Annotated in this window: 19 protein-coding genes; 6 read left to right on the top strand and 13 right to left on the bottom strand. The window is 68.6% G+C overall.

All coding sequences use genetic code 11. The features are described from left to right. Positions 1–78: 78 nt before the first annotated feature. The gene (locus KZC51_RS10050; protein WP_247629841.1) at positions 79–447 is read right to left on the bottom strand and encodes a hypothetical protein; all 369 of its coding nucleotides are present in this window, start codon (positions 445–447) and stop codon (positions 79–81) included. After that, positions 444–1,337 (bottom strand): tRNA pseudouridine(55) synthase TruB, encoded by an 894-nt coding sequence (gene truB / locus KZC51_RS10045; protein WP_247629840.1) that lies wholly within the window; start codon positions 1,335–1,337, stop codon positions 444–446. The genes KZC51_RS10050 and truB overlap by 4 nt, the downstream gene beginning before the upstream one ends. Positions 1,338–1,392: 55 nt before the next feature. Here truB and KZC51_RS10040 point away from each other — a divergent pair, with 55 nt between their 5' ends. Beyond that, positions 1,393–2,295: an HhH-GPD family protein gene (locus KZC51_RS10040; RefSeq protein WP_308194295.1), complete on the top strand. Its 903-nt coding sequence runs from the start codon at positions 1,393–1,395 to the stop codon at positions 2,293–2,295. 7 nt (positions 2,296–2,302) lie between these two features. Here the strand turns inward: KZC51_RS10040 and KZC51_RS17860 are convergent, their stop codons facing one another. The 5 genes from KZC51_RS17860 to nusA form a co-directional block, all read right to left on the bottom strand. Next, complete coding sequence (locus KZC51_RS17860) at positions 2,303–4,399, bottom strand: helix-turn-helix transcriptional regulator (RefSeq protein WP_247629839.1); 2,097 nt, start codon at positions 4,397–4,399, stop codon at positions 2,303–2,305. A gap of 214 nt (positions 4,400–4,613) precedes the next feature. After that, positions 4,614–5,051, bottom strand: a complete 438-nt coding sequence (gene rbfA, locus KZC51_RS10030; protein ID WP_247629838.1) for a 30S ribosome-binding factor RbfA — start codon at positions 5,049–5,051, stop codon at positions 4,614–4,616. 95 nt (positions 5,052–5,146) lie between these two features. Continuing rightward, positions 5,147–7,894 carry a translation initiation factor IF-2 gene (gene infB / locus KZC51_RS10025; RefSeq protein WP_247629837.1) on the bottom strand — a complete coding sequence of 916 codons (2,748 nt, stop codon included), beginning with the start codon at positions 7,892–7,894 and terminating at the stop codon, positions 5,147–5,149. Between the two features lie 94 nt (positions 7,895–7,988). Further along, positions 7,989–8,243 (bottom strand): YlxR family protein, encoded by a 255-nt coding sequence (locus tag KZC51_RS10020; protein ID WP_247629836.1) that lies wholly within the window; start codon positions 8,241–8,243, stop codon positions 7,989–7,991. A 63-nt stretch (positions 8,244–8,306) separates the two neighbouring features. Beyond that, positions 8,307–9,290, bottom strand: coding sequence for a transcription termination factor NusA (gene nusA, locus KZC51_RS10015; RefSeq protein ID WP_247629835.1), 984 nt, complete (start codon positions 9,288–9,290; stop codon positions 8,307–8,309). Positions 9,291–9,422: 132 nt separating this feature from the next. Between nusA and KZC51_RS10010 the strand changes: the two genes are divergently transcribed. Then, a complete protein-coding gene (locus KZC51_RS10010; RefSeq protein WP_247629834.1) occupies positions 9,423–10,781 on the top strand; it encodes a flavin monoamine oxidase family protein in 1,359 nt (452 codons plus the stop codon). Here the strand turns inward: KZC51_RS10010 and KZC51_RS10005 are convergent. From KZC51_RS10005 to KZC51_RS09995, 3 genes are all read right to left on the bottom strand, one after another. After that, complete coding sequence (locus KZC51_RS10005; protein ID WP_247629833.1) at positions 10,747–11,790, bottom strand: LOG family protein; 1,044 nt, start codon at positions 11,788–11,790, stop codon at positions 10,747–10,749. The two genes, KZC51_RS10010 and KZC51_RS10005, sit on opposite strands and share 35 nt — an antisense overlap. A 133-nt stretch (positions 11,791–11,923) precedes the next feature. Next, positions 11,924–13,681, bottom strand: coding sequence for a proline--tRNA ligase (locus KZC51_RS10000; RefSeq protein WP_247629832.1), 1,758 nt, complete (start codon positions 13,679–13,681; stop codon positions 11,924–11,926). Between the two features lie 47 nt (positions 13,682–13,728). Further along, a complete protein-coding gene (locus tag KZC51_RS09995) occupies positions 13,729–14,502 on the bottom strand; it encodes an isocitrate lyase/PEP mutase family protein (protein WP_247629831.1) in 774 nt (257 codons plus the stop codon). A gap of 61 nt (positions 14,503–14,563) precedes the next feature. On the opposite strand from KZC51_RS09995, the gene KZC51_RS09990 reads away from it, so the two are divergent. The 3 genes from KZC51_RS09990 to KZC51_RS09980 all read left to right on the top strand — a co-directional run bounded on the left by KZC51_RS09990 (position 14,564) and on the right by KZC51_RS09980 (position 17,322). After that, a complete protein-coding gene (locus KZC51_RS09990) occupies positions 14,564–15,979 on the top strand; it encodes an RNB domain-containing ribonuclease (protein WP_247629830.1) in 1,416 nt (471 codons plus the stop codon). A gap of 90 nt (positions 15,980–16,069) precedes the next feature. Next, positions 16,070–16,978 carry a hypothetical protein gene (locus KZC51_RS09985; RefSeq protein ID WP_247629829.1) on the top strand — a complete coding sequence of 303 codons (909 nt, stop codon included), beginning with the start codon at positions 16,070–16,072 and terminating at the stop codon, positions 16,976–16,978. Beyond that, positions 16,975–17,322: a GntR family transcriptional regulator gene (locus tag KZC51_RS09980; protein WP_247629828.1), complete on the top strand. Its 348-nt coding sequence runs from the start codon at positions 16,975–16,977 to the stop codon at positions 17,320–17,322. The genes KZC51_RS09985 and KZC51_RS09980 overlap by 4 nt, the downstream gene beginning before the upstream one ends. A 9-nt stretch (positions 17,323–17,331) precedes the next feature. Here KZC51_RS09980 and KZC51_RS09975 read toward each other — a convergent pair whose 3' ends face one another. Together KZC51_RS09975 and ispG are read right to left on the bottom strand one after the other, a co-directional pair. Beyond that, on the bottom strand, positions 17,332–18,195 hold the full coding sequence (locus KZC51_RS09975; protein WP_247629827.1) for an alanyl-tRNA editing protein: 864 nt from the start codon (positions 18,193–18,195) through the stop codon (positions 17,332–17,334). 64 nt (positions 18,196–18,259) lie between these two features. Next, positions 18,260–19,411, bottom strand: coding sequence for a flavodoxin-dependent (E)-4-hydroxy-3-methylbut-2-enyl-diphosphate synthase (ispG, locus tag KZC51_RS09970; protein ID WP_247629826.1), 1,152 nt, complete (start codon positions 19,409–19,411; stop codon positions 18,260–18,262). Between the two features lie 228 nt (positions 19,412–19,639). Between ispG and KZC51_RS09965 the strand changes: the two genes are divergently transcribed. Continuing rightward, positions 19,640–21,523, top strand: coding sequence for a chorismate-binding protein (locus KZC51_RS09965; RefSeq protein WP_247629825.1), 1,884 nt, complete (start codon positions 19,640–19,642; stop codon positions 21,521–21,523). 23 nt (positions 21,524–21,546) lie between these two features. Here the strand turns inward: KZC51_RS09965 and KZC51_RS09960 are convergent, their stop codons facing one another. Beyond that, positions 21,547–22,860, bottom strand: coding sequence for a M50 family metallopeptidase (locus KZC51_RS09960; RefSeq protein WP_247629824.1), 1,314 nt, complete (start codon positions 22,858–22,860; stop codon positions 21,547–21,549). Between the last annotated feature and the right edge of the window lie 57 nt (positions 22,861–22,917).

Genomic DNA, 22,917 nt, shown 5'->3' with positions numbered 1-22,917 from the left:
GAGGAGGGTGCGGTGGGGCTCATAGCGCATTCCATCCTAGAGCCGCCAGGGACGGGCGGATTCCGTGACGACGCACGGCTACGCGACCTGGACGGTCCAGATGACCTGCATGCGCCACAGCATGACGCCGATCGCGAGCGCAGCGACCCCGAGGATCACCGTGCTCCAGCGACTGCGTTCCATCAACGCCCACAGCACGGCGCCCACGGGCAGCAACACCGCAGAGACCAGATAGACCCAGAACTCCAGCAGGTCGCCGGTCGGCGGATTGCCGGTCAGCGGAGCGACGATCGCCACGACCACCTGCACCACGAGCAGCAGTTCCACCAGCGCGAGCGCTCCGACGCTGAAGTCGCTCGGTCGTCGCCCGGCGAGCCCAGCGACAAGGCAGAACGCGCCGGCCGCTACCGCCACGATGATCTGGACGATGGTCAGCCACAGGATCATGACGCGACCTGCGGCATGTTCATGGCGCTCTTTAGGTCCGCCCCGCGCTTCTCGACGATCCCCACCAGCACGCCGTCTGTGTCGATCGCCGCGGCGAGTGAGCCGTGGATCCGGGCGGCCTGGCCGGCCAGACGCTTGCCGTGGCGGAGGTCCCGCGACTCATCGTCAGTGACCGGAAGGGGCTGCAGAATACGACCAGCAGCTTCGGCGGCAGTGAGCGTCGGCGCGCCCTCGAGCGCGTCGATGCCCACGGAATCCGACACGGAGAAAGGGCCGACCCTGGTGCGCCGCAGCGCGGTGAGGTGTCCTCCCACACCCAGAGCCGCGCCGAGGTCGCGGGCGAGCGCGCGGATGTAGGTTCCGGACGAGCAATCGACGATGACGTCGAGGTCGCGCGTCCCCTCGCCCACCCTCTCGGCGACGATGTCGAAGCGTGAGACCACGACGTCTCGCGCAGCGAGCACCACTTCCTCACCGGCGCGAACGCGGTCGTACGCGCGCTGTCCGTCGACCTTGATGGCCGAGACGGCACTGGGCACCTGGGAGATGTCGCCGGTGAGCGCGGCGATGCCTGCAGCGACGGCCTCCGGCGTGACGGCGGACCAGGCCTCCGGCGCAGCCTGCGCGGTGATGTCTCCGTCCGCGTCATCCGTGCCCGTCGTCTGTCCGAGCCGGATCGTGGCGTGATAGGTCTTGTCGGCGCCCACGACGTAGGTGAGCAGGCGGGTCGCCCCCTCGATGCCGATCACCAGAAGTCCGGTCGCCATCGGGTCCAGCGTGCCTGCGTGCCCGACCTTGCGTGTTCCGAAGGCCCGACGGGTGCGGGCGACGACGTCATGACTGGTCAGCCCAGCGGGCTTGTCAACGAGAAGGATGCCGGGCGAAACCATGCATCCAGCCTACGCGGCGCACCGTCGCGGGCCGCGCACCTCGTAGGCTGTCGGAGTGCCAGTGACAGCCCCCGCTCCCTCCCAGGGACTCGCTCTGCGCCTCGCGGAGTGGTACCGGACCAGCGCACGCGATCTGCCGTGGCGCCGACCGGAGTTCCACGGGGAGTTCGGCGCCTGGGGCGTGCTCGTCAGCGAGTTCATGCTGCAGCAGACGCCCGTCACGCGCGTCATCCCCCATCTGGAGGCGTGGCTGGCCCGCTGGCCCACCCCGACCGCGATGTCCGCGGCCACGCCGGCCGAAGTCGTGCAGCAGTGGGCCAACCTCGGCTACCCGCGGCGTGCGCTCTGGCTGCACCGGGCGGCTGTCGAGGTCGTGGATCGCCACGGGGGCATCGTGCCGCGTGAGGTCGATGCGTTGCTGGCGCTGTCCGGCGTCGGCGACTACACGGCGCGCGCGGTCGCGGTGTTCTCCTACGGCGACCGCCACCCCGTCGTCGACACGAACACTCGCCGGGTTCTGGCGCGTGCGATCGAGGGGCGCTCCCAACCCTCCCCGCCCTCCCGCCGCGACCTGCCCCTGATGGCGTCGCTGCTGCCTGCCTCGCGGCAGGACGCCGCCGTGGTCAACGCCGCAGCGATGGAACTCGGCGCCACGATCTGCACCGCCCGCGCGCCCCGCTGCCAGGACTGTCCGATCGCCATCGACTGCGCGTGGCTCGACGCCGGCCGGCCCGACACCGGTGACACGCGACGACGGCAGGCCGCGTATGAAGGCTCGGATCGGCAGGCACGCGGTGCGGTGCTGCGTGCACTCCGTGGCGCCCCCGAGGCTGCTGTTCCTCTGGAGCTGGTGCTCGCGGACTGGCCCGATGCGACGCAGCGCGACCGCGCGATCGATTCCCTGATCGCCGATGGACTCGCGGAAGCGCGCGACGGACTTCTCGCTCTGCCCGGCTGACGTCCACCTAGAGATACCGATTGGTGCGGTGTGCGAGCACCGTGAGTTCAACACGCGTACGCACATCGAGCTTCGTGAACGCTCGTCCCAGATGCACTTCCACCGTGCGGACCGAGATCACGAGAGCATCGGCGATCTCGCGATTCGATGCCCCCGTGCTGGCGAGCATCGCCACATCGAGCTCGCGCGCCGTGAGGTATTGCGTCCAGGCACGCCGGCAGACCCCCAAGGGATCGAGCACGCGGGCTCCGCCACCGTCCGGTTGGTCCAAGCGCGCGAGCCTGCCGTGCATGGCCCGACTCCACGCGGCTGCTCCCGCCACCTCGAACAGGCTCGCGGCGGCACGCAGGTGCGCCGTGGCCGCGACGCGATCATCCCTGATCGCCGCCTGCGCACCGATCATCGCCTCCACGCGTGCGCGCTCGAACGGCGAACGCAACGTACGCGCGATGCGATGCACCTGCTCGTGCTCCCCCCTCCAACTCCCCTCTGACGCCCCCTGAAGGCGCAGCCGAAGAACGGACGCGAGTTCGAGGTCCGGAGGGCGCACCAGCCGCGGAGTGCGATGCACCGGGCCCGCAGCACCGAGCACCTCGTCGAGCCCGGGCACCGCAAGCGTCGTCTGCGGGGCTCCCATGTCGAGCCAGAGGCGCGCGGCGGCGGCAGCGTCCTCGAAGTCCCCGTCGAGATACGAACGGACACTGCGATCCACCAGACGATCGATCTTCACACCGGGCGGAAGAGCGTCGGTGAGCGCCAGGGCGTACGGTCCGAGCTCACCCAGCACCGCGAGGTCGAGACGACGAGCCAGCACAACTCCCAACCCCGCGAAGGGCAAGGCGACGGGAAGCTCCCGGGCCGCTGCGACCAGCTTGTCGCGCGCCATGCCGATATCGCCGCGCCAGCTCAGCAGCAGCACTTCCACGATGGCTCGATACGCCCGCACGAGCGCGCTGTTCTCGAAGCCGGCGACGAAGGGATCAGCCTGCGCGCCCATCGACGAGTCACCGGTGGCGAGGATGCGGAGGCCGAGATCGATATCCCCTTCGACCGCCGTGCGCAATGCTCGCAGCATCCCGCCGCTCAACGGCCCGGCACCGGCGACGTCGTCCGTGTCCACGTCGCCCGCGACCAGCCAGCTGAGCGCGACCGCAGGATCACGCAGCGCTCTCTCCGTGCCGAGACGCGCACTCCCTTCGCGCACCGCGTCGAGCCAGACGCGCATACGTCGACGATCGCCGCGCTCCGCGCACAGGCCGGCAGTCAGCGCCGAGGCCCTGGTCCAGGCATGCCAGTCAGCTGCGTCGTCGGATCGCGGACGGAAGTCCGCAGGCGCCACGTCCGGCACAGAGCCTCTCATCGTGGACTGCGCGATGAGGAGCGCTGCCAGCGCCTGCAGACGCTGGCTCTCGGCGCCGTCGGGAAACAACGCGTCGAGGTGGTTCACCGCGTCCGACACGAAGCCCGCGCCGAGTGCGGCGGCGCCGGCGACCACCTTCGCCTCATCCCGATCGAGCTCGTCGGCGTGCTTCTCGGCCTCGCTCGCAAGTTCCAGGGCCCTCGTCGAATGTCCCTGCTCCGACAGCTCACGGGCGAGCGGGATGAGCACCGGCACGGCGGACGGCTGTCCCCGCAGAGATGAGCGGACACGATGCCACGCTGCGTTCAACGGATCCGCCCGTCGGGCGAAGATGACGCCGAGCCGTTCGTGTATCGCAGCCACGGCGCCGGCGCCGCTGGCGTGGCGGATCCAGATCGCGAGACGGGGATCGACGAGCGTGATGCGTCCGGCGTGCAGACGGACGTGCTCACCGACCGGTCCCCCCGCGATCTCGTCGGCGCTGCGTCCGTCGAGATCGAGAACGGGCTCCAGCTGGTCATCCAGGCAGAGCGACACCGCCAGGATCAGGTCTCGGTCGATTGCCGTCAGTCGCAGAGAACGGTATGCCTCGACGATCGTGGGCACGAGCGGCAGCAGGGTCGGCAGGGAGGCAGCACCGTAGCGCTGTGCGGGCGCCAGGCGTTCGGCGACCTCGCGAATCGTGGCAGAGTGCTCACCGATCTGCCTCACCAGCCGCGTCACGACGTGCGGAGCGCAGCTCACGCGTTGTTCTCGCAAGAGATCCAGCAGCGGATCCAGCATCGCAGGAACGATGTGAATCCCGGATTGCGCGCACGAAACGTCGATGCCGATCCCCCCTCAGCGTCACGAACCGTCCGGCTCGCCTTGCAGAGAGTAGCAACGACGCCAGCGACGCAGGACAACAACCCCTAGGAGTGGTGGCACGGCGCGATGCCGAGCAGCAAGGTGTGAGCTGCTAGCGGTCGTCCTCGTTCTCGTCCTCGTTGCGGACGTACGGGTCGGCATCTCCCGCATGCGACGCGGAGGATGCCAGCTTCGCGACCTCGGCATCACGCTGCTGCGCCTCGCGAAGCAGCGCGGAGATGTGATCCGCGTTCTCCGGGAGCGCATCCGGGATGAACTCGAGGGTCGGCACGAGACGTGTGTTGAGCTGACGTCCGACTTCGCTGCGCAGCATCCCGGTCGCCGAGGCGAGGGCGGCACCGCTGGCGATGCGCTCTTCCTCTGTGCCCAGGACGGTGTAGAACACCGAGGCGTGCTGGAGGTCGCCGCTCACGCGGCAGTCGGTCAGCGTCACGAAGCCGAGCCGCGGATCGCGCAGCCCCTTCTCGAGGCGTTCAGCGAGGATCACACGGATGCGGTCCGCGAGACGGGCCTGTCGTTCACCAGCCATTGTTCTCTCCTTCCGGGCGAAGCCTTCGGGCGCCCTTCCTCGCTGCGCTCCTGAGGAGCCAGCGCGAAGAGCGCCCGAAGATCTCGATGTGACTATTAGCCTCGCGGCTTCTCGATGAGCTCGGTGGTTTCGATCTCATCGCCGATCTGGATGTCGTTGTACTTGCCGAGGCCGATACCCGCCTCGTAGTCCGTGCGGACCTCGGTGACGTCGTCCTTGAAGCGGCGCAGCGACTCGATGGCGAGACCATCGGCGAGCACGACACCGTCGCGGATGACGCGAGCCTTGGCATTTCGCGTGATCGTTCCCGACCGCACGATGACACCGGCGATGTTGCCGAACTTGGAGGAGCGGAACACCTCGCGGATCTCGGCGACGCCCGACTGGACCTCTTCGTACTCCGGCTTGAGCATTCCCTTGAGGGAGTTCTCGATCTCGTCGATCGCGTTGTAGATGACCGAGTAGAACCGGATGTCGACACCTTCACGGGAGGCACGCTCGCGCGCCTTCGTGTCGGGGCGGACGTTGAAGCCGACGATGATCGCGTTGTCGATCGTCGCCAAGTTCACGTCGGACTCGGTGATCGCACCCACACCCCGGTGGATGATGCGCAGCTGCACCGAATCGTCGACCTCGATCTTGAGGAGCGACTCCTCCAGCGCCTCGACGGCACCGGAGACGTCACCCTTGATGATGAGGTTGAGCGACTCGACCTTGCCGTCTTCGAGAGCACGGGTGAAGTCCTCGAGCGAGATGCGCTTGCGCGCCTTGGCCAGCTGGGCGTTGCGCTCGACTGCCTCACGCTTCTCAGCGATCTGGCGGGCCATGCGGTCCTCCTCGGTGACGATGAAGACGTCACCGGCTCGGGGCACGGAGTTCAGACCCTGCACCTGCACCGGACGCGACGGGTAGGCCTCGAGGACCTGCTCGCCGTTCTCGTCAGCCATGGCACGCACGCGGCCGTAGGCGGTGCCGGCGACGATCGCGTCACCGATCCGGAGCGTTCCGGACTGGATGAGCACCGTGGCCACAGAACCGCGACCCTTGTCGAGCTTCGCCTCGATGGCGACACCGCGAGCACCCTTGTTCGGGTTGGCGGTGAGGTCGAGACCGGCGTCGGCCGTGAGCAACACGGCGTCCAGAAGCTCCTGGATCCCCGTGCCGGCACGAGCCGAGACGTCGACGAACATGACGTCCCCACCGAACTCCTCAGCGACCAGACCGTACTCGGTCAGCTGCTGACGAACCTTGGAGGGGTTGGCGTCGGGCTTGTCGACCTTGTTCACCGCGACCACGATCGGCACGTTCGCCGCCTGGGCGTGGTTCAGCGCCTCCACCGTCTGCGGCATGATGCCGTCGTCGGCTGCGACCACGAGGATCGCGAGGTCGGTGACCTGGGCACCACGGGCACGCATGGCGGTGAACGCCTCGTGACCCGGTGTGTCGATGAACGTGATGGCGCGCTCGATGCCCTCGTGCTCGGTCCAGACCTGGTAGGCACCGATGTGCTGGGTGATGCCACCGGCTTCGCCCTCGATGACGTTGGTCTGACGGATCGCGTCGAGAAGACGGGTCTTACCGTGATCGACGTGACCCATGACGGTGACGACGGGCGGACGGATCTCGAGGTCGTCCTCGCTCTCCTCCTCGAGCTCCTGCTCGAGGTTGAGACCGAAGCCCTCCAGGAGCTCCTTATCCTCGTCTTCCGGCGAGACCATCTGGATCTTGTAGCCGAGCTCGGCGCCCAGGACCTCGAACGTCGCCTCATCCAGCGACTCGGTGGCCGTGGCCATCTCGCCGAGGTTGAAGAGGATCGTGACCAGGGTTCCCGGCTGCACCGTGTAGCCGGTCAGTGTCTCGATCTTGTCGGCGAAGTCCGCGATGGAAGCGCCGCGACGCATGCGGATGGTCTCCCCGTTGCCGCGGGTGACGTTGACGCCACCGACGACCGGGGCGCTCCGCATCTCGAACTCTTGCCGCTTCGCCCGCCGCGACTTGCGCTGCTTGCTCTTGCCGCCGCCCTTGCCGAAGGCACCAGCGGTACCTCCACCGGGACCACGGCCACGACCGCCGCCGCCACCGGGACGACCGGCGAAGCCGCCGCCCGGACGTGCGCCGGGTCCAGCACCGGGTCCACCGGCACCGCCGGGACGACCGGGGCCGCCTGGGCGCTGCTGGAAGGGAGCGCCGCCGGGACGACCACCCTGTCCACCGCGCGGAGCGCCGGGGCGAGGGGAACCGGGACGAGGAGCGCCCGGACGCGGTGCACCGGGACGCGGTGCCTGCGGACGGGGGATGTTGCCAGGAGTCGGACGCTGTCCCATGCCCTGCGCCGAAGCGAAGGGATTGTTGCCGGGGCGCGGCCCCGCGGGACGCTGACCCATGCCCTGCGCGGAGGAGAACGGGTTGTTCCCCGGACGCGGAGCACCGGGCTTGGGCGCACCGCTGTCAGCGGGCTTCGCCGCCGCGTCCTCGGCCGGCTTGGCAGCCTCGGGGGCAGCAGGCGCTGGCGCGGAAGGAGCGGGCGCCGCAGGAGCCGGAGCAGCCTCGACGGGGGCCGGAGCCTCCGGAGCAGGCTTGGGACCCGGCTTGGGGCCGGGGGTGGGAGCGGGCTTGCCGGCGGGCTTCGCCGCCGGCTTTGCCGCAGCCGGTGCCGCATCAGCGGCAGGCTTGAGGGACGCATCGGCCTCGATCGCCGCGCGCAGCTTGCGCGCGACGGGCGGTTCGATGGTTGACGATGGGCTCTTCACGAACTCGCCGAGTTCTTTGAGCTTTGCAAGTGCGATCTTGCTGTCGACGCCGAGTTCGGCGGCGATCTCATGTACGCGTGGTTTACCAGCCACAATTCTCCTGTCTGAGTTGGTCCACCCAGACAGGGCAGACCACTAGTCGCGGACGGGTCTCATTTCGAGCCGTTCACTTTGTTTCCATAGCTGTTCAGCCTTTGTTTCTTGGTGGGTTCTGTTCGAAGGTCCGTGTGTCCAGCTGAGTGGTCACACGCAGTGCTCGTCCGAAGGCGCGTCGCCGCAGAGCAGCTTCCACGCATTCGGGTGTCGGATGCACCCACGCGCCGCGCCCCGGCAGAACCGCACGCTCGTCGGGGACGAGGATGTCGTTCTGGGACACCACCCTGAGCAGAGCGGTGCGGGGAGCACGCGTGCGACAGCCGACGCACGTTCGTACGGGTTCCATCTTACACCTGCGTTCCGTCTCGCTTCGCGCGCTCGGCGACCGAGTCGGCCGGATCCGGCCCGCTCAGTCGAGCACGCTGTCCGGCTGGATGTCGATCTTCGCTCCCGTGAGCTTGGCGGCCAGGCGGGCGTTCTGCCCCTCCTTGCCGATCGCGAGCGACAGCTGGTAATCGGGGACGAGAGCACGAACCGCCTTGGTGTTCGCGTCCAGGATGAACGCGCTGGTGACCTTGGCCGGAGAGAGCGCGTTCGCAACGAATGCGGCGAGTTCCGGGTTGTAGTCGACGATGTCGATCTTCTCGCCCGCGAGTTCCTCGGTGACGGCGCGCACACGTCGTCCGAGCTCGCCGATGCATGCCCCCTTGGCGTTGATCGACGGGTCGTTCGCGACGACGGCGATCTTCGTGCGGTGGCCTGCTTCGCGAGCGAGGGCGACGATCTCCACCAACCCGGCGGCGATCTCGGGGACCTCCAGCGCGAAGAGCTTGCGCACCAGGCCGGGGTGCGTACGGGACACGGTGATCTGCGGCCCCTTGAGCCCCTTGGCGACGCTGGTCACGTAGACGCGCAGACGCGAGCCGTGCGTGTAGACCTCACCGGGCACCTGCTCCTCAGGAGGGAGGATCGCTTCGACGGTACCGAGGTCGACGTGGATCATGCGCGGGTTGGGACCCTGTTGGATCACACCGGCGACGATGTCGCCTTCCTTGTCCTTGAAGTCGCCCAGCACGACGTCGTCGGCGATGTCACGCAGACGCTGGCTGATGACCTGCTTCGCCGCGAAGGCGGCGATGCGGCCGAAGTCGTCCGGTGTCGCGTCCTCTTCGCCGATGATGGCGCCCTCTTCGTCGCGGACGACCTGCAGAACGGCGACATGACCGGTCTTGCGGTCGAGGTGGACGCGGACTCCTTCAGGTGTCGGCCCTTCGGGAGCGACGTGCTTCGAGTACGCCGTCATGATCGCCTGTTCGATGATCGAGACGAGCTCATCGAAGGGGATCGCCTTCTCCTTCTCGATCCCTCGCAGCAGACTCAATTCGATGTCCATGACGGCCTCCCTATTCAGCTCTCGTCGCGTCTGTGTGCACACGCGACATCCGTACCACGATACCCTGTGCCCACCGCCGCATGTCACGGCGGCCACCCCGAAGACGAGCAGAGACGCCGCAGGAGGATCCCAGTGACCGAGTTCGACACGATCGTGATCGGCGCCGGCATGTCCGGAACCACGAGCGCGCGCATGCTGGCGGATGCCGGACAGCGAGTCGTCGTCCTCGAGGGGCGGGACCGGGTCGGCGGCCGGATGCACACGGATCGCTCAGCGGGCTTCTCGGTCGACCGTGGAGCCTCCTGGATCCATGGAATCGAGGGTTCTCCGCTGTGGGACCTTGTGCAGGCGTTGGACATCCCCACCCTGGAGTACACCGTCGGGAGCTTCCAGGCTGGCGGCCGGCCGATCGAGAACTTCGACAGCGACGGGCGTCGCATGGACGATGCCGCGACCGCGCAGTGGATCGCCGACGTGGATGCCGCCGATTCCGCCCTCGCTGAGGAGATCGCCGCGTCGTCGCCCGGTGACACGTATCTGGACGTCACCGAGCGCGCTCTCGACCGCAGCGGATTCTCCCCCGAGCGCATCGACGAGCTCCGCGAGTTCTTCCGCCACCGGGTCGAAGAGCAGTGCGGCGCCTGGATCGGCGACCTCGATGCCCACGGACTCGACGAGGACGCGATCGACGGAGACGAAGTCATCTTCCCCGGCGGCTACGACGAACTCCCCCGCCGCATCGGCGCCGGGCTGGACATCCGCCTCGATCACACCGTCACCGCGGTCCGCCGCACCGCGGACGGCGTGACGGTGTCGACCGCGCACGGAGACGTCACGGCCGAGCGAGTGATCGTCACTGTGCCGCTGGGCGTGCTCAAGGCCGGCCGCATCACCTTCGAGCCCGCGTTGCCCGAGGAGGTGACCGGCCCGATCGACCGCCTGGGCATGGGCGTGTTCAACAAGATCTTCCTGCAGTTCCCCGAGCGGTTCTGGAACGAGGGGAGCTATGTGCTGCGGGCGCTGGGCGAGGCCGGTGAGCACTGGCACTCCTGGTACGACGTCTCCGCCGTCAGCGGCATCCCCACGCTCTTGACGTTCGCGGCTGGCCCCTTCGGGCGCCGCATGCAGGCCTTGCCGGACCAGGAGGTCGTCGCCGACGTGCTCGTGGCGCTGCGCCGGCTCTACGGAGACGCCGTGGGCGACCCGATCGCGCACTGGATCACGCACTGGGGTGACGATGAGTTCTCGTTCGGCTCCTACTCACACCTCGCGACGGGGTCGTCGCATCACGACCACGACACCCTCTCCGGCCCGGTCGACGGGGTGCTGCACTTCGCCGGAGAAGCGACCTGGGGCGATGAGCCGGCCACCGTCGGCGCCGCCTACTACTCCGGTCACCGTGCTGCAGAGCGGATCCTCGGACGGCCCGTCGATCTGGCGGCGTTCGCGGCCGGGATCACCGAGCGGGAGCAGCAGACGGCAGCTGGTTGATCGCACCGATCAGCCGGAACAGGTTGCCGACCTGACGCTGTTCCAGGTGCAGGGCCAGGCGCGGCAGCTCGAGCAGGTCGCCATCCGCGATCTCGGGCTGTCGAGGCTCGGCGCGCGTGATGCTCCCGGATGCGATCATCGAAGCGAACCGCTCGTTGAGGTCGGCGATCTCGGCGTCGGTCGGCGCGATGCGCAGTCGCAGCACTAACTCGTCGCCGATCCACCGCAGGGAGTCGTAGTTCCGCCAGAAGCCGGTGATCTCGTCACGGGCAGCCTCGACGGAATCCGTGATCACGACGCGATCGAAGTCCCCCTCGGAGATGACGCCGGCCGGGGCGAGCTCCTGATCGATGAAACGACGCAGCCCGTGCCAGAAGGTGCCACCGGGTTCATCGAGCAGCACGATCGGCATCGGTTCGGCCTTCCCCGTCTGCTGCAGGGTCAACAGCTCGAACATCTCGTCGAGCGTTCCGAAGCCGCCAGGCAGGCAGATGAAGCCGCGTGACTCCTTGATGAGCATCAGCTTGCGGGTGAAGAAGTACTTCATCGCCACGACGTGATCTTGGCCGGCGACGAGACCATTCGCCTTCTCCTCGAACGGGAGGCGGATGGAGACGCCGAGTGAGCGCTCCGGTCCGGCGCCTTCGGCAGCCGCTTGCATGATGCCCGGCCCCGCGCCCGTGACGACCATCCAGCCGTCCTGCGCCAGCACCGCCGCGACATCACGCGCCTGCAGGTACAGCGGATCATCCTGGCGTGTGCGCGCCGAGCCGAAGACGGTCACCTTGGACGCACCGCGGAACGGTGCGAACAGGCGGAACGCATCACGCATCTCGGCCAGGGCCGCGGAAGCGATCTTCAGATCCAGTCGATCAGCGCCGTCCTCCCCCAGGAGGATGGCCGTGCGCAGCATCCGCATCACGAGCCGCCGGTCGGAGTGAACTCCCGCATCGTCGAGGACGGCGTTGATCTCGGCGCTGAGAGCTTCGGGAAGCGGTTCGTCGGTCATGACTCCAGCGTGGCAGCCGCGCGCAGACCGCAGTCGACGCAACGCCGAGGTCAGTCGCCGTTCATCGGAACGTCGACAGGACGAGGAACGCCGCGCTCGCTCGAGGCGGGCGCGGCGTTCGGTGCGTCGGGGCTCAGCGGCGAGAGAGCCGCTGGATGGCCTCCGTCACGGACACCGCGTCGCGGTCCCCGGATGCACGATCCCACAGCTCGACCTGGCCATCGACAGCACCGCGACCCACGATCACGATCTTCGGCACGCCGACCAGCTCGGCGTCGCCGAACTTCACCCCCGGCGAGACCTTGGGGCGGTCGTCGTAGAGCACGTCGAGGCCGGCGGACTCGAGCTGCTCGGCCAGGTCCTGGGCCACGTCGAAAGCAACCTGGTCACGGCCGGCGGCCACCACCTGCACGTCGAACGGCGCGACCGACGCCGGCCAGATCAGACCCTTGTCGTCGTTGTTCAGCTCGGCGATGATCGCCAAGATCCGGGTCACCCCGATGCCGTAGGAGCCCATGGTGACCGTGACCAGCTTGCCGTTCTCGTTCAGCACCTTGAGGCCCAGGGCCTCGGCGTACTTGCGACCGAGCTGGAAGACGTGTCCGATCTCCATACCGCGGGCGAGTTCGACCGGGCCGGAGCCGTCGGGCGCAGGATCGCCGGCACGGACGTTCGCGATCTCGACGATGCCGTCGGCGAAGAAGTCCCGGCCTGCCACCACGGAGTGCGCGTGCTTCTCATCCATGTTCGCGCCCGTGATCCAGCTCGAGCCTTGGCTGACGCGCGGGTCGACCAGGTAGCGGATGCCGGTCGCCGACTCCTCGCCCAGCACGGCACCGGTGGGCGACCAGGGGCCGATGTAGCCTTTCACGAGCAGCGGGTTCTTCTCGAAGTCATCGGCCGTAGCCGTCTCGACCGCGGCCGGCGCGAACGCGACCTCTGCACGCTTCTCGTCGACCTCGCGGTCGCCGGGCATGCCCACGACGACCAGCTCCCGCGACCCATCGAGGTGCGTGAGCGCGAGCACGACGTTCTTCAGCGTGTCGGCCGCCGTGTACTCCCCGTCGAGGTGCGCATTGACGTGAGTGACGAGCGTCTCGATCGTCGGGGTGTTCGGAGAGTCGAAGATCACGGGCGCGGCGTCGGCGTCGAATGCGATCGGTTCGGGCACGGCGGTCGTGAACGCCTCGACGTTCGCCGCGTAGCCGCCGGCACTGCGCACGAAGGTGTCCTCACCGACCGGGGTCGGGTGCAGGAACTCCTCGCTGCGCGAGCCGCCCATGGCTCCGGCATCTGCCTGCACGATCACGTACTCGAGGCCCAGGCGCTGGAAGATGCGCTCGTACGCGTCACGCTGTGCCTGATAGCTGGCCTCGAGGCCCTCGTCGGAGGAGTCGAAGGAGTAGGCGTCCTTCATCGTGAACTCTCGTCCGCGGAGCAGCCCGGCGCGCGGACGCGCCTCGTCACGGTACTTGTCCTGGATCTGATAGATCGTCAGGGGAAGATCCTTGTACGAGGAGTACAGATCCTTCACGAGCAGCGTGAAGGCCTCTTCGTGGGTCGGGGCCAGCAGGTAGTCGCCGCCCTTGCGGTCCTGCAGACGGAAAAGCAGGTCGCCGTACTCGTCCCACCGACCGGTCGCCTCATAGGCCTCGCGCGGCATCAGAGCCGGGAAGTGGACCTCCTGGGCACCAGCGGCGGCCATCTCCTCGCGCACGACGGTCTCGATCTTGGACCTGACCCGAAGTCCCAGCGGCAGCCAGGCGAAGATACCGGCGGCCTGACGGCGGATGTATCCGGCACGGATCAGGAGCTTGTGCCCGACGACCTCCGCTTCAGCGGGGTCCTCACGGAGCGTACGGAGGAAGAAGTTCGAGAGACGAGTGACCACGGAGCAAGTCTACTGATCCGCGGTCACTCATCTTTCGTCGGTCGCGATCAGTTGAGCGCGGGGAGTCCGGAGGGGACGACGCCGCCCTTGTACAGACTCGCGGCGAGTTCCTGGAGCGCCGTCAGCGCCACGCGCTGCGGGAGCGGGCCGTAGGAGATTCGGGCGACACCGATCTTCTCGTACTCGGAGGCTGCCAGGGCACCGGGAACGCCGATCACGCTGACCTTTCGCTCCCCGATCCCCTCGACGAGCTGGCGGGTCACGTTCGCATCGAGGAGGCCGGGAACGAAGACCGCGGTCGCGCCGGCGTCGATGTACGCGCGTCCACGCTGGATCGCGTCGGCGATGCTCTCCTGCACCGGGCGTCCGCCGGCGCGCACGAACGCGTCGGTGCGGGCGTTGAGGGCGAACGGCACGCCCTCGGCCTCTGCGGCCTTCACGATCGCCTCGACGGCCGCGACGGACTCGTCGAACGGCTTGAGCCGGTCTTCGATGTTCGCGCCGACGACGCCGACGCCGATCGCGAGACGCGTCGTCTCCCCCGCGTCTCCATAGCCGTCATCGAGATCGGCACTGACGGGAATGCGCACCGAGGCGGCAATGCGACCGACCATGTCGATCATGAGGTCGCGGGGCGTGGCGCCGTCCTCGTAGCCGAACGAGGCGGCGATGCCGTGCCCAGCCGTGGCGATCGCATGGGTCTCGGGGAGGGCCGCGACGGCGCGGGCGGATACGACGTCCCACACGTTCACGACACGGAGGATCTCCGGAGCGTCATAGAGTCCGACGAGGGTCTGGGCCTTGGCAGCTGCAGTGGTCATGACACCACGCTAACGCGCCACGTCGGCGAACGGGCCGTCCTGCGCCCCTAGTCTGGGAGACATGCCCCAGCGCCGCTCGCATGTCGCGCCGTCAGCTGCGCAGACCGAACTCGCCGTCGCCCTGACCGCCCTGCGCGAGTCCCTCGATGCCCCGGTGGAGTTCCCCGCGGAGGTCATCGCGGAAGCGGAGGAGGCACACGCCGCCGCACCCGAGCGCGACCTGCGCGACATCGCCTTCGCCACGCTCGACCCGCAGGGCTCGCGGGATCTCGACCAGGCGTTCCAGTTGGAGCGGCGAGCGGGCGGGTACACGGTGCGCTACGCGATCGCCGATGTCCCCGGCTTCATCGAGCCGGGAGGAGCGGTGGATGCGGAGGCACGGCGTCGAGGTCAGACGCTGTACGCGGCGGACGGATCGATCCCCCTGCATCCGCGCATGCTCAGCGAGGATCGCGCGTCCCTCCTGGCGGGCGTGGATCGCCCCGCGCTGGTCTGGACGTTCGCGCTGGACGACGCCGGCACGGTGTCGGATTTCCGTGTCGAACGGGCGCTGATCCGCTCCCGCGCGCAGCTCGACTACGTCTCGACCCAGGCGGCGCTGGATCGCGGCGAGGACGGTCTCTGGGCGCTGCTGCCCGAGGTAGGGGCGCTGCGCATCGAGCAGGAGCGGCTGCGCGGAGGAGCGAGCCTGAACCTCCCGGATGAGGAGGTCGTGCGCGCAGAGGACGGCACGTACGCCATCGAGCGGCGCCGCCCCCTTCCCGTCGAGGAGTGGAACGCGCAGTTGTCACTGATGACCGGCATGGCCGCCGCGTCGTTGATGCTGGATGCCCGTACCGGCATCCTGCGCACGATGCCGCAGCCGGATGAGAAGTCCTTCGACGCGTTCCGCCTGCAGACCGAGGCACTCGGGCGTCCGTGGATCTCGGGCGAGTACGGCGAATATCTGCGCGGGCTGGACAGGGAAGACCCACTCACCCTCCCGGTGCTCGAAGCGGCATCGATGCTGTTCCGCGGCGCGGGCTACGTCGCGTTCGACGGGGAGACCCCAGATAGCACGATGCAGGCGGCGATCGGCGCACCCTACGCGCATGCGACCGCGCCGCTGCGACGACTGGTCGACCGCTGGACACTCGCCATCTGCCTCGCGGTGTCGCGGGGAGAAGAGGTGCCCGCTTGGGCGCGGGACTCGCTCGCGACGCTGCCCGCCCTGATGCAGGAGTCCGGCCAGCGCGCCTCCCGCCTGAACTCGGCGACCGTCAATGCAGTCGAAGCCGCCCTGCTCACCCCGTTCGTCGGATCGATGATCGACGCGACCGTGATCGAGTCTCGTGGCGAGCGGGCGACGATCCAGATCGCGGCTCCCGCCGTGACGGCCTCCGCTCCCCTTCCCACCGGGGCGAAACCCGGAGACGTGGTCCGACTCAAGGTCGTCCGCGCCGACATCGGGCGCGGTGAGGTCGATTTCGAGATCTGAGCCTCGCGGTGTCATGAGGATGGCCCTCGCCATATGTATCGATTGACTGATACATTTTGTATCAATCAATCGACACACTTGGGAGAAGCGATGCTCACCATCCTGCTGCTCGCCTCCGCTCCGATCGCGGTCGCCGCGATCGTGGCCATCGGCATCCGCCTGATCAATCTGCCCCCGCTGCCGCGCATCGGCACTCCGGCCTCGTGGCTCACGGCCGCAGCGGGCGGTATCCCCGCACTCACGATGGCTGCCCTGGTGTGGTTCCCGTTCGTCGTCCCGCCCCTCGGGTTCTTCGACCTCGACGTCCGGTCGATGGCTCCACTGGCGCTCGGGATCGCGGCCGTGGTCGTCCTCGCCATCCCCCCGGTCACGCGGCATCGCGGAGCGGTCGCGCAGATCTCCCGACGCACGATCATGTCCTTCGTCTCTGTGCGCTGGATCATCACGGCACTGGCGGTCGCGGCGATCATCGTGGCGCTCTCGGTGGCCGCCGGCAATGCATCCGGACGCGACGAGAACGGGCGCTACACGACCTACACGATCTCGATCGGCACCACAGGGACCGAGATGGGCACGGGGATCTACGGGTGGCATTACTCGGTTCCGGCACTCGCCGGCGTCACCGTGCTCCTGGTCGCGACCGCCGGAGCCTGGGCGCTCCTGCCTCGTCCCGCCTGGAGCGATGACATCGCGCACGACAGTGCGGTACGCCGACTCCGCGCCGCGAACACCGGCCGGGCCGCGTGCGGTGCGCTGCTCATCCATCTCGCGGTCGTGCTCCGGTCATTGGCCGGCACCGCATCGTTGATCGGCAGCACGACGACGACGGAGCTCGGCGCCGTATCGGTCACTCCGCCCTTCGCGGCGCTCGGTCCGACGCTGGACTGGTGCGGCGTGATCGCGCTCACCGCCGGACTCGCGATGTGGATCGTCATCGCGCTGACCGCGATCCCGAGCCCCGCACGGCAGCTCACTCCCGTCACCACGTCCGCCTCATGATCATCGCGCTCACGCCGACCGGCGGCACACCGGCGGAGCAGGTGCACAGCCAGCTCCGGGGTCTCATCACGACAGGTCGACTCGCCGCTGATGAACGACTGCCCTCCGTGCGTCAGCTCGCCTCCGATCTGGGGATCGCCCCGGGAACGGTCGCGAAGGCCTACCGCCAGCTCGAAGACGACGGACTCGTCGTCTCGCGCACCGGTGCAGGCACGCGCGTGAGCCGCGCGGCCACCGCGGTCTCCCAGGAGGTCGCAGACGCGGCCCGCGCACTTGCCGAGGCCGCCCGACGCAGCGGTCTGACCGCGGCAGATGCGGAACGAGTGCTGCGCGCGATGTGGTGACGCCCCTGCTCAGGCGGAGGGGAGAACCGTCGTCGTCATCACCAGGAGTTGCGGGTCGCGGAGGTCGAGAGCCACCGAGATCGAGGCGAAATCCGCGAGCGAGGCGACATGCGTCCCTCCGCAGAGGATGACGGCTTCCCCTTCGGGCAGATCACAGTGCCAGCGACGGCGGTCCACGATGGTCGGCCCCTCGGTCACGACCCGACTGGTCGCGGCCGCAGCCACCCACTCCGAGAGACGCGCGTTGATGGAAGCCTCGCGCGCGGCCAGAGTCGCGGCGAAGGTCTCGGTGTCGAAACCCGCGCGCCGCAGGCTCTTGCCCAGACGGTACTCGTCGACGCTGCCGTCTTCGTGGATGCGGCTGGACTGATTCGCTCGACCCTCGAAATCGGGCGTTCCGAGCGCATCGGAGCCGGGGTCTTTGCGCCACAGGTCGGCGACGGCGAGATCGAGCGCGAGCGAGGCGAGGTGGCACGCCGTATGCCCACGGCTCAGGCCGGCGCGATGGACAGCGTCGACCTCGAGGCGCACGGCAGCCCCCTCGACAAGCGCCGACGGGGTCTCCCCGTCGATCCGGTGACCGACGAGCCAGGTCCACCCCTCGGCTCCCCGCTTGACCGGGATGTCCGCACCGACCGCGAAGTCTCCCTCGTCGCTGACCGCCGCCATGACCGCCTCCGCCACGACCACGCGGGCGTCTCCGAGGATGAGCGCGCCGGAGTCGCCCGGCTGGTCGGGCCAGGTGTGGTCGACCGGGTGGAAGGGCGTGGTGTCGACCACGACGATCACCCCCTCAGACGAGGCCTCGACATGGGTGACGGTGCCGTCGCCGATGGCCGATCCATCGGCGAAGGTCACGAGAGTGGCAGGCATGGAACTCCTCGGGGGTCGCCGCGGCGGCTGTCCGGCAGCGGCACAGAACGAGCCGGCACGTGCGTCAGACCGTGATGACCTGCGCGGTGCCGACCGATGCGTCGGGGCCCATCTCCGCAGCGATGCGATTCGCCTCTTCGATCAGGGTGGCGACGATCTCGGCCTCGGGAACGGTCTTGATGACCTCGCCCTTGACGAAGATCTGTCCCTTGCCGTTGCCGGAAGCGACGCCGAGGTCGGCCTCGCGCGCCTCTCCCGGCCCGTTCACGACGCAGCCCATCACGGCGACGCGCAGCGGGACGGTCATGTCCTTGAGCCCCTCGGTCACGTCTTCGGCCAGCGTGTAGACGTCGACCTGCGCACGACCGCACGAGGGGCACGACACGATCTCGAGCTTGCGCTCACGCAGGTTGAGCGACTGCAGGATCTGGTGACCGACCTTCACCTCTTCGGCGGGAGGTGCGGAGAGGGACACGCGGATCGTGTCGCCGATACCCTCGCCGAGCAGGATGCCGAACGCCGTGGCGCTCTTGATCGTTCCCTGGAAGGCGGGGCCGGCCTCGGTGACGCCGAGGTGCAGCGGCCAGTCGCCCCGCTCGGCGAGCTGGCGGTAGGCCTTGACCATGACGATCGGGTCGTTGTGCTTGACCGAGATCTTGAAGTCGTGGAAGTCGTGCTCCTCGAACAGCGACGCCTCCCAGACCGCGCTCTCCACGAGTGCCTCGGCGGTGGCCTTGCCGTGCTTCTCGAGGATGCGCCGGTCGAGGGAACCCGCGTTCACGCCGATGCGCAGCGAGACGCCCGCCGCTTTGGCCGCCGCGGCGATCTTGCCGACGTTGCCGTCGAACTCGCGGATATTGCCCGGGTTCACGCGGACGGCACCGCAGCCGGCATCGATCGCGGTGTAGATGTACCGGGGCTGGAAGTGGATGTCGGCGATCACGGGGATCTGGCTCTTCTTCGCGATGATCTTGAGCGCGTCCGCGTCGTCCTGGTGCGGCACGGCCACACGGACGATCTCGCAGCCCGAAGCCGTGAGCTCGGCGATCTGCTGCAGAGTGCCGTTGATGTCCGTCGTCTTCGTGGTCGTCATGGACTGCACGCTGACGGGGGCGTTGCCGCCCACGAGCACCTTGCCCACCTTGATCTGGCGGGACTTACGGCGAGGGGCGAGGACTTCGGGGATCTTCGGCATCCCAAGATTCACTGCTGGCACTCCTCCAGACTACGCCGCCTGGATGCACACCGGCTGGATGTCGGGCACACTCGTGCGGCGTCATGCGCCAGGGCTGACCCTGCGCCATGTGGTAGTTTCGCCCCATGCTCGCGAACCAGACCTGGTGGCCCGCCTCCTAGGCGGTGTGTTCGCGTTCCCACGAATCCAGACCGCCTCCGGGGCGGTCTTTTCGTTGAGCCGAGCCGGAGCCCTGCACAGGAGACATCGATGACCCTCTCACGACTCGCCGAGCTCAGCGCTGACCCGAGCTCTTCCTTCGTGCTGATCGCACGCGACGGCGCGGAATCCGTCGAGCTCCTCACGGGAGAGGTCGTGGACGTCGATCTCCTCGCCGACATCCCGTTGACGATCGACGGCTCACCCCGCGAGGTCTTCGCGCTGGTGCCGTACCGCCAGGTCCGTGAGCGCGGCTTCGTCGCCCAGGACGATGGCGCCCCCCTGCGCTGCATCGTGGTCGACGAGCATCTGACACTACCGACGTCCATGGTGGAGGACGCGCTGCCCTCCACTCCGGTGCCACTGCAGGATGCCGGCTTCGACATTGCCGACGAGGAGTACGCCGCGATCGTCGAGCGGGTCATCGCCGACGAGATCGGCCGTGGCGAGGGTGCAAACTTCGTGATCCGCCGCGATTTCACCGCACGGATCGACGTCGAGGATCGCACCGCGGCGCTGACCTGGTTCCGCGCCCTGCTCACCCACGAGCGCGGTGCGTACTGGACCTTCGCCGTCTTCACCCCCGGCCACATCGCGGTCGGAGCGAGCCCCGAGGCGCACGTCGTCGCGCGCGGAGGCGTCGTCACGATGAACCCGATCTCCGGCACCTTCCGCCACCCGGCCGGCGGCTCGACGCGTGAAACGCTGGTCGAGTTCCTCTCCTCCACCAAAGAGACCGAGGAGCTGTTCATGGTGGTCGACGAAGAGCTCAAGATGATGAGTGCGGTCTGCTCCGACGGAGGCCGGATCACAGGCCCGCACCTCAAGGAGATGTCGCGACTCACCCACACCGAGTACATGCTGCGCGGCCGCAGCAGGCTCGATCCGCGCGACATCCTGCGCGAGACGATGTTCGCCCCCACCGTCACGGGCTCCCCCATGCAGAACGCCTGTGCCGTCATCCGTCGGCACGAGCGCGAGCCGCGCGGGTACTACTCCGGCGTGGCCGCTCTCTTCACCCCGAACGCCGACGGCGGGCACGACCTCGACGCTCCGATCCTCATCCGCACCGTCTACGTGCAGGACGGCGCGTTGCGCGTGCCGGTCGGGGCGACGCTCGTGCGCCACTCCGACCCGCACGGCGAGGTGAGCGAGACGCACGGCAAGGCTGCCGGCGTGCTCGGCGCCATCGGTGCCATCGACCGCGACCGCGCAGCCGAGGCACGCAGCGACGCGGACGCCCCCGCCGCCGAGGTCGCCCTGGCTGAGGACCCGACCATCGCCACGCTGCTGTCGTCGCGCAACTCGCGCCTGGCGGACTTCTGGTTGAATCCGCAAGGCGACGACGTGACCGGCCCCTTCCGCGGGCAGACCGCCGTCGTCGTGGATGCCGAGGACCGCTTCACGACGATGCTCGCGCACCAGCTGCGGCATCTGGGACTCGATGTCACGATCGCCGGATGGAACGAGGTGACGGATGCGGAGCTCGACGCGGCCGACCTCGTCGTCGCCGGCCCCGGCCCCGGTGACCCGCGCGATATCGACAACCCCCGCATCGCACGCATGCGTGCCGTCGTCGCCCGTCGAGCCGATGCCCGGCAGCCGTTGCTCGCCGTCTGTCTGAGCCACCAGATCCTGAGCGACCGGTTCGGCATCGGGCTCGCTCCGCTGGACTCTCCGCACCAGGGACTGCAGAAGTCGGTCCCTGTGTTCGGTGAGGACGCGTCGATCGGCTTCTACAACACGTTCACGGCCCGCGTGACGCCGGGGACGACCTCGGTGGACGGCGCCGAGGTCTCCGCCGACGCCGTATCCGGAGACGTCTACGCCCTCCGCGGCGAGCACTTCGCATCCGTGCAGGGTCACCTGGAGTCGATCCTGTCACGCGACGGCATCCGCACCCTGGAGCGTCTGGTCGCGCACGCGCTCGCCTGAGCGCCCGGGAGAGCGATCGAGGGTCAGCCCAGGATGTCGATCGGGCGCAACAGGTCGGCGATGATCAGCAGCGCTCCCATCGCGATGAGCAGGGTCGCGACGATCACCGTGAGCGGCACCAGCCGGGTGGCGTCGACGGGAGCGGGCGGAGGACGACGGAAGAGCGTGGCCCAGGCCCGTTTGATCCCCTCCCAGAGCGCGACGACGATGTGACCGCCATCCAGCGGGAGCAGCGGGATCAGGTTGAACACGAACAGTGCGATGTTCAGCGATCCGAGCAGACCGAGCAGCCCGAAGAGCCGGTTCAGCACCGGAGCTTCGGTCGCCGCCACTTCGCCGGCGAGCCTGCCGACACCGACGACACTCAACGGTCCGTTGGGGTCGCGCTCCCCTCCGGTGACGAGCGCCACCCCGACGTCCCAGAGACGGACGGGGAGCGTGACGATCAGCGACCCGACGCGGGCGACGGTATCGCCGGTCATCTCCACGCCTGCGGTCAACGGCTGCGGCACAAAGCCCATCTGGGCCGCCATGCCGACGTAGCCCACCTCCTTCACGACGGGTTGGCCCTGCTCGTCGAGCAGCGGCTGGCCACTCGCGTCGGTGAGGGTGCGCTCCGCGACGACGGGGGTGATGCTCAGAGTCTGCGGTGCACCATCGCGCTCGACGACGAGGTCGAGTGTCTTCCCCGGCGCCGCCTGCACGATCGCAGTCGCCTCGGCGAAGGTCGACACCGGCGTGCCGTCGATCGACACCAGGACGTCGCCCGGCATGATTCCGGCTTGGGCCGCAGGGGTGGCGGGGTCATCCGCCCCGCACTCGGTCTGTGTGGAGCCGGACGGCACGACGCATTCGCTCACGGAGGCGATGGTGGTCGTCCCCTGCTGGAGTCCGATACCGGAGAGCATCACGGTGAAGATGACGACCGCGAGGATCAGGTTCATCAACGGTCCGCCGAGCATCACGACCACGCGCTTCCAGACCGGCAGCCGGTAGAAGACGCGATCCTCCGCACCCTCCGCGATCGTCTCGTCGTTCGCGGAACGGGCGTCCTGGATGAGCGCGCGGAAGACCCCCTTGGCGGGCCCGGTCGTGCGGGAAGCCGGGTACATGCCCGACATCGAGATGAAACCGCCCACAGGGAGCATCTTGAACCCGTACTCGGTCTCCCCGATGCGCTTCGACCACAGACGCGGACCGAAGCCGATCATGTACTGGCCGACGCGCACGCCGAAGAGCTTCGCGGGGACGAGATGGCCGACCTCGTGCAGGCCGATCGAAAGGCCGAGGCCGATCAGCATGAACAGGATGCCACCCACATAGAGCAGGATTTCCACCTGCTCACGCTACAGCGCCCCGTCTAGGAATCTGCCCGGCACCCGTAGTCTTGTCTT

The sequence above is a fragment of the Microbacterium croceum genome (assembly GCF_023091245.1).
GTDB classification, from domain to species: Bacteria; Actinomycetota; Actinomycetes; order Actinomycetales; family Microbacteriaceae; genus Microbacterium; species Microbacterium croceum.
The sequence above is the reverse complement of the archived record's forward strand: the minus strand, read 5'-3'. Positions and strand labels throughout refer to the sequence as shown.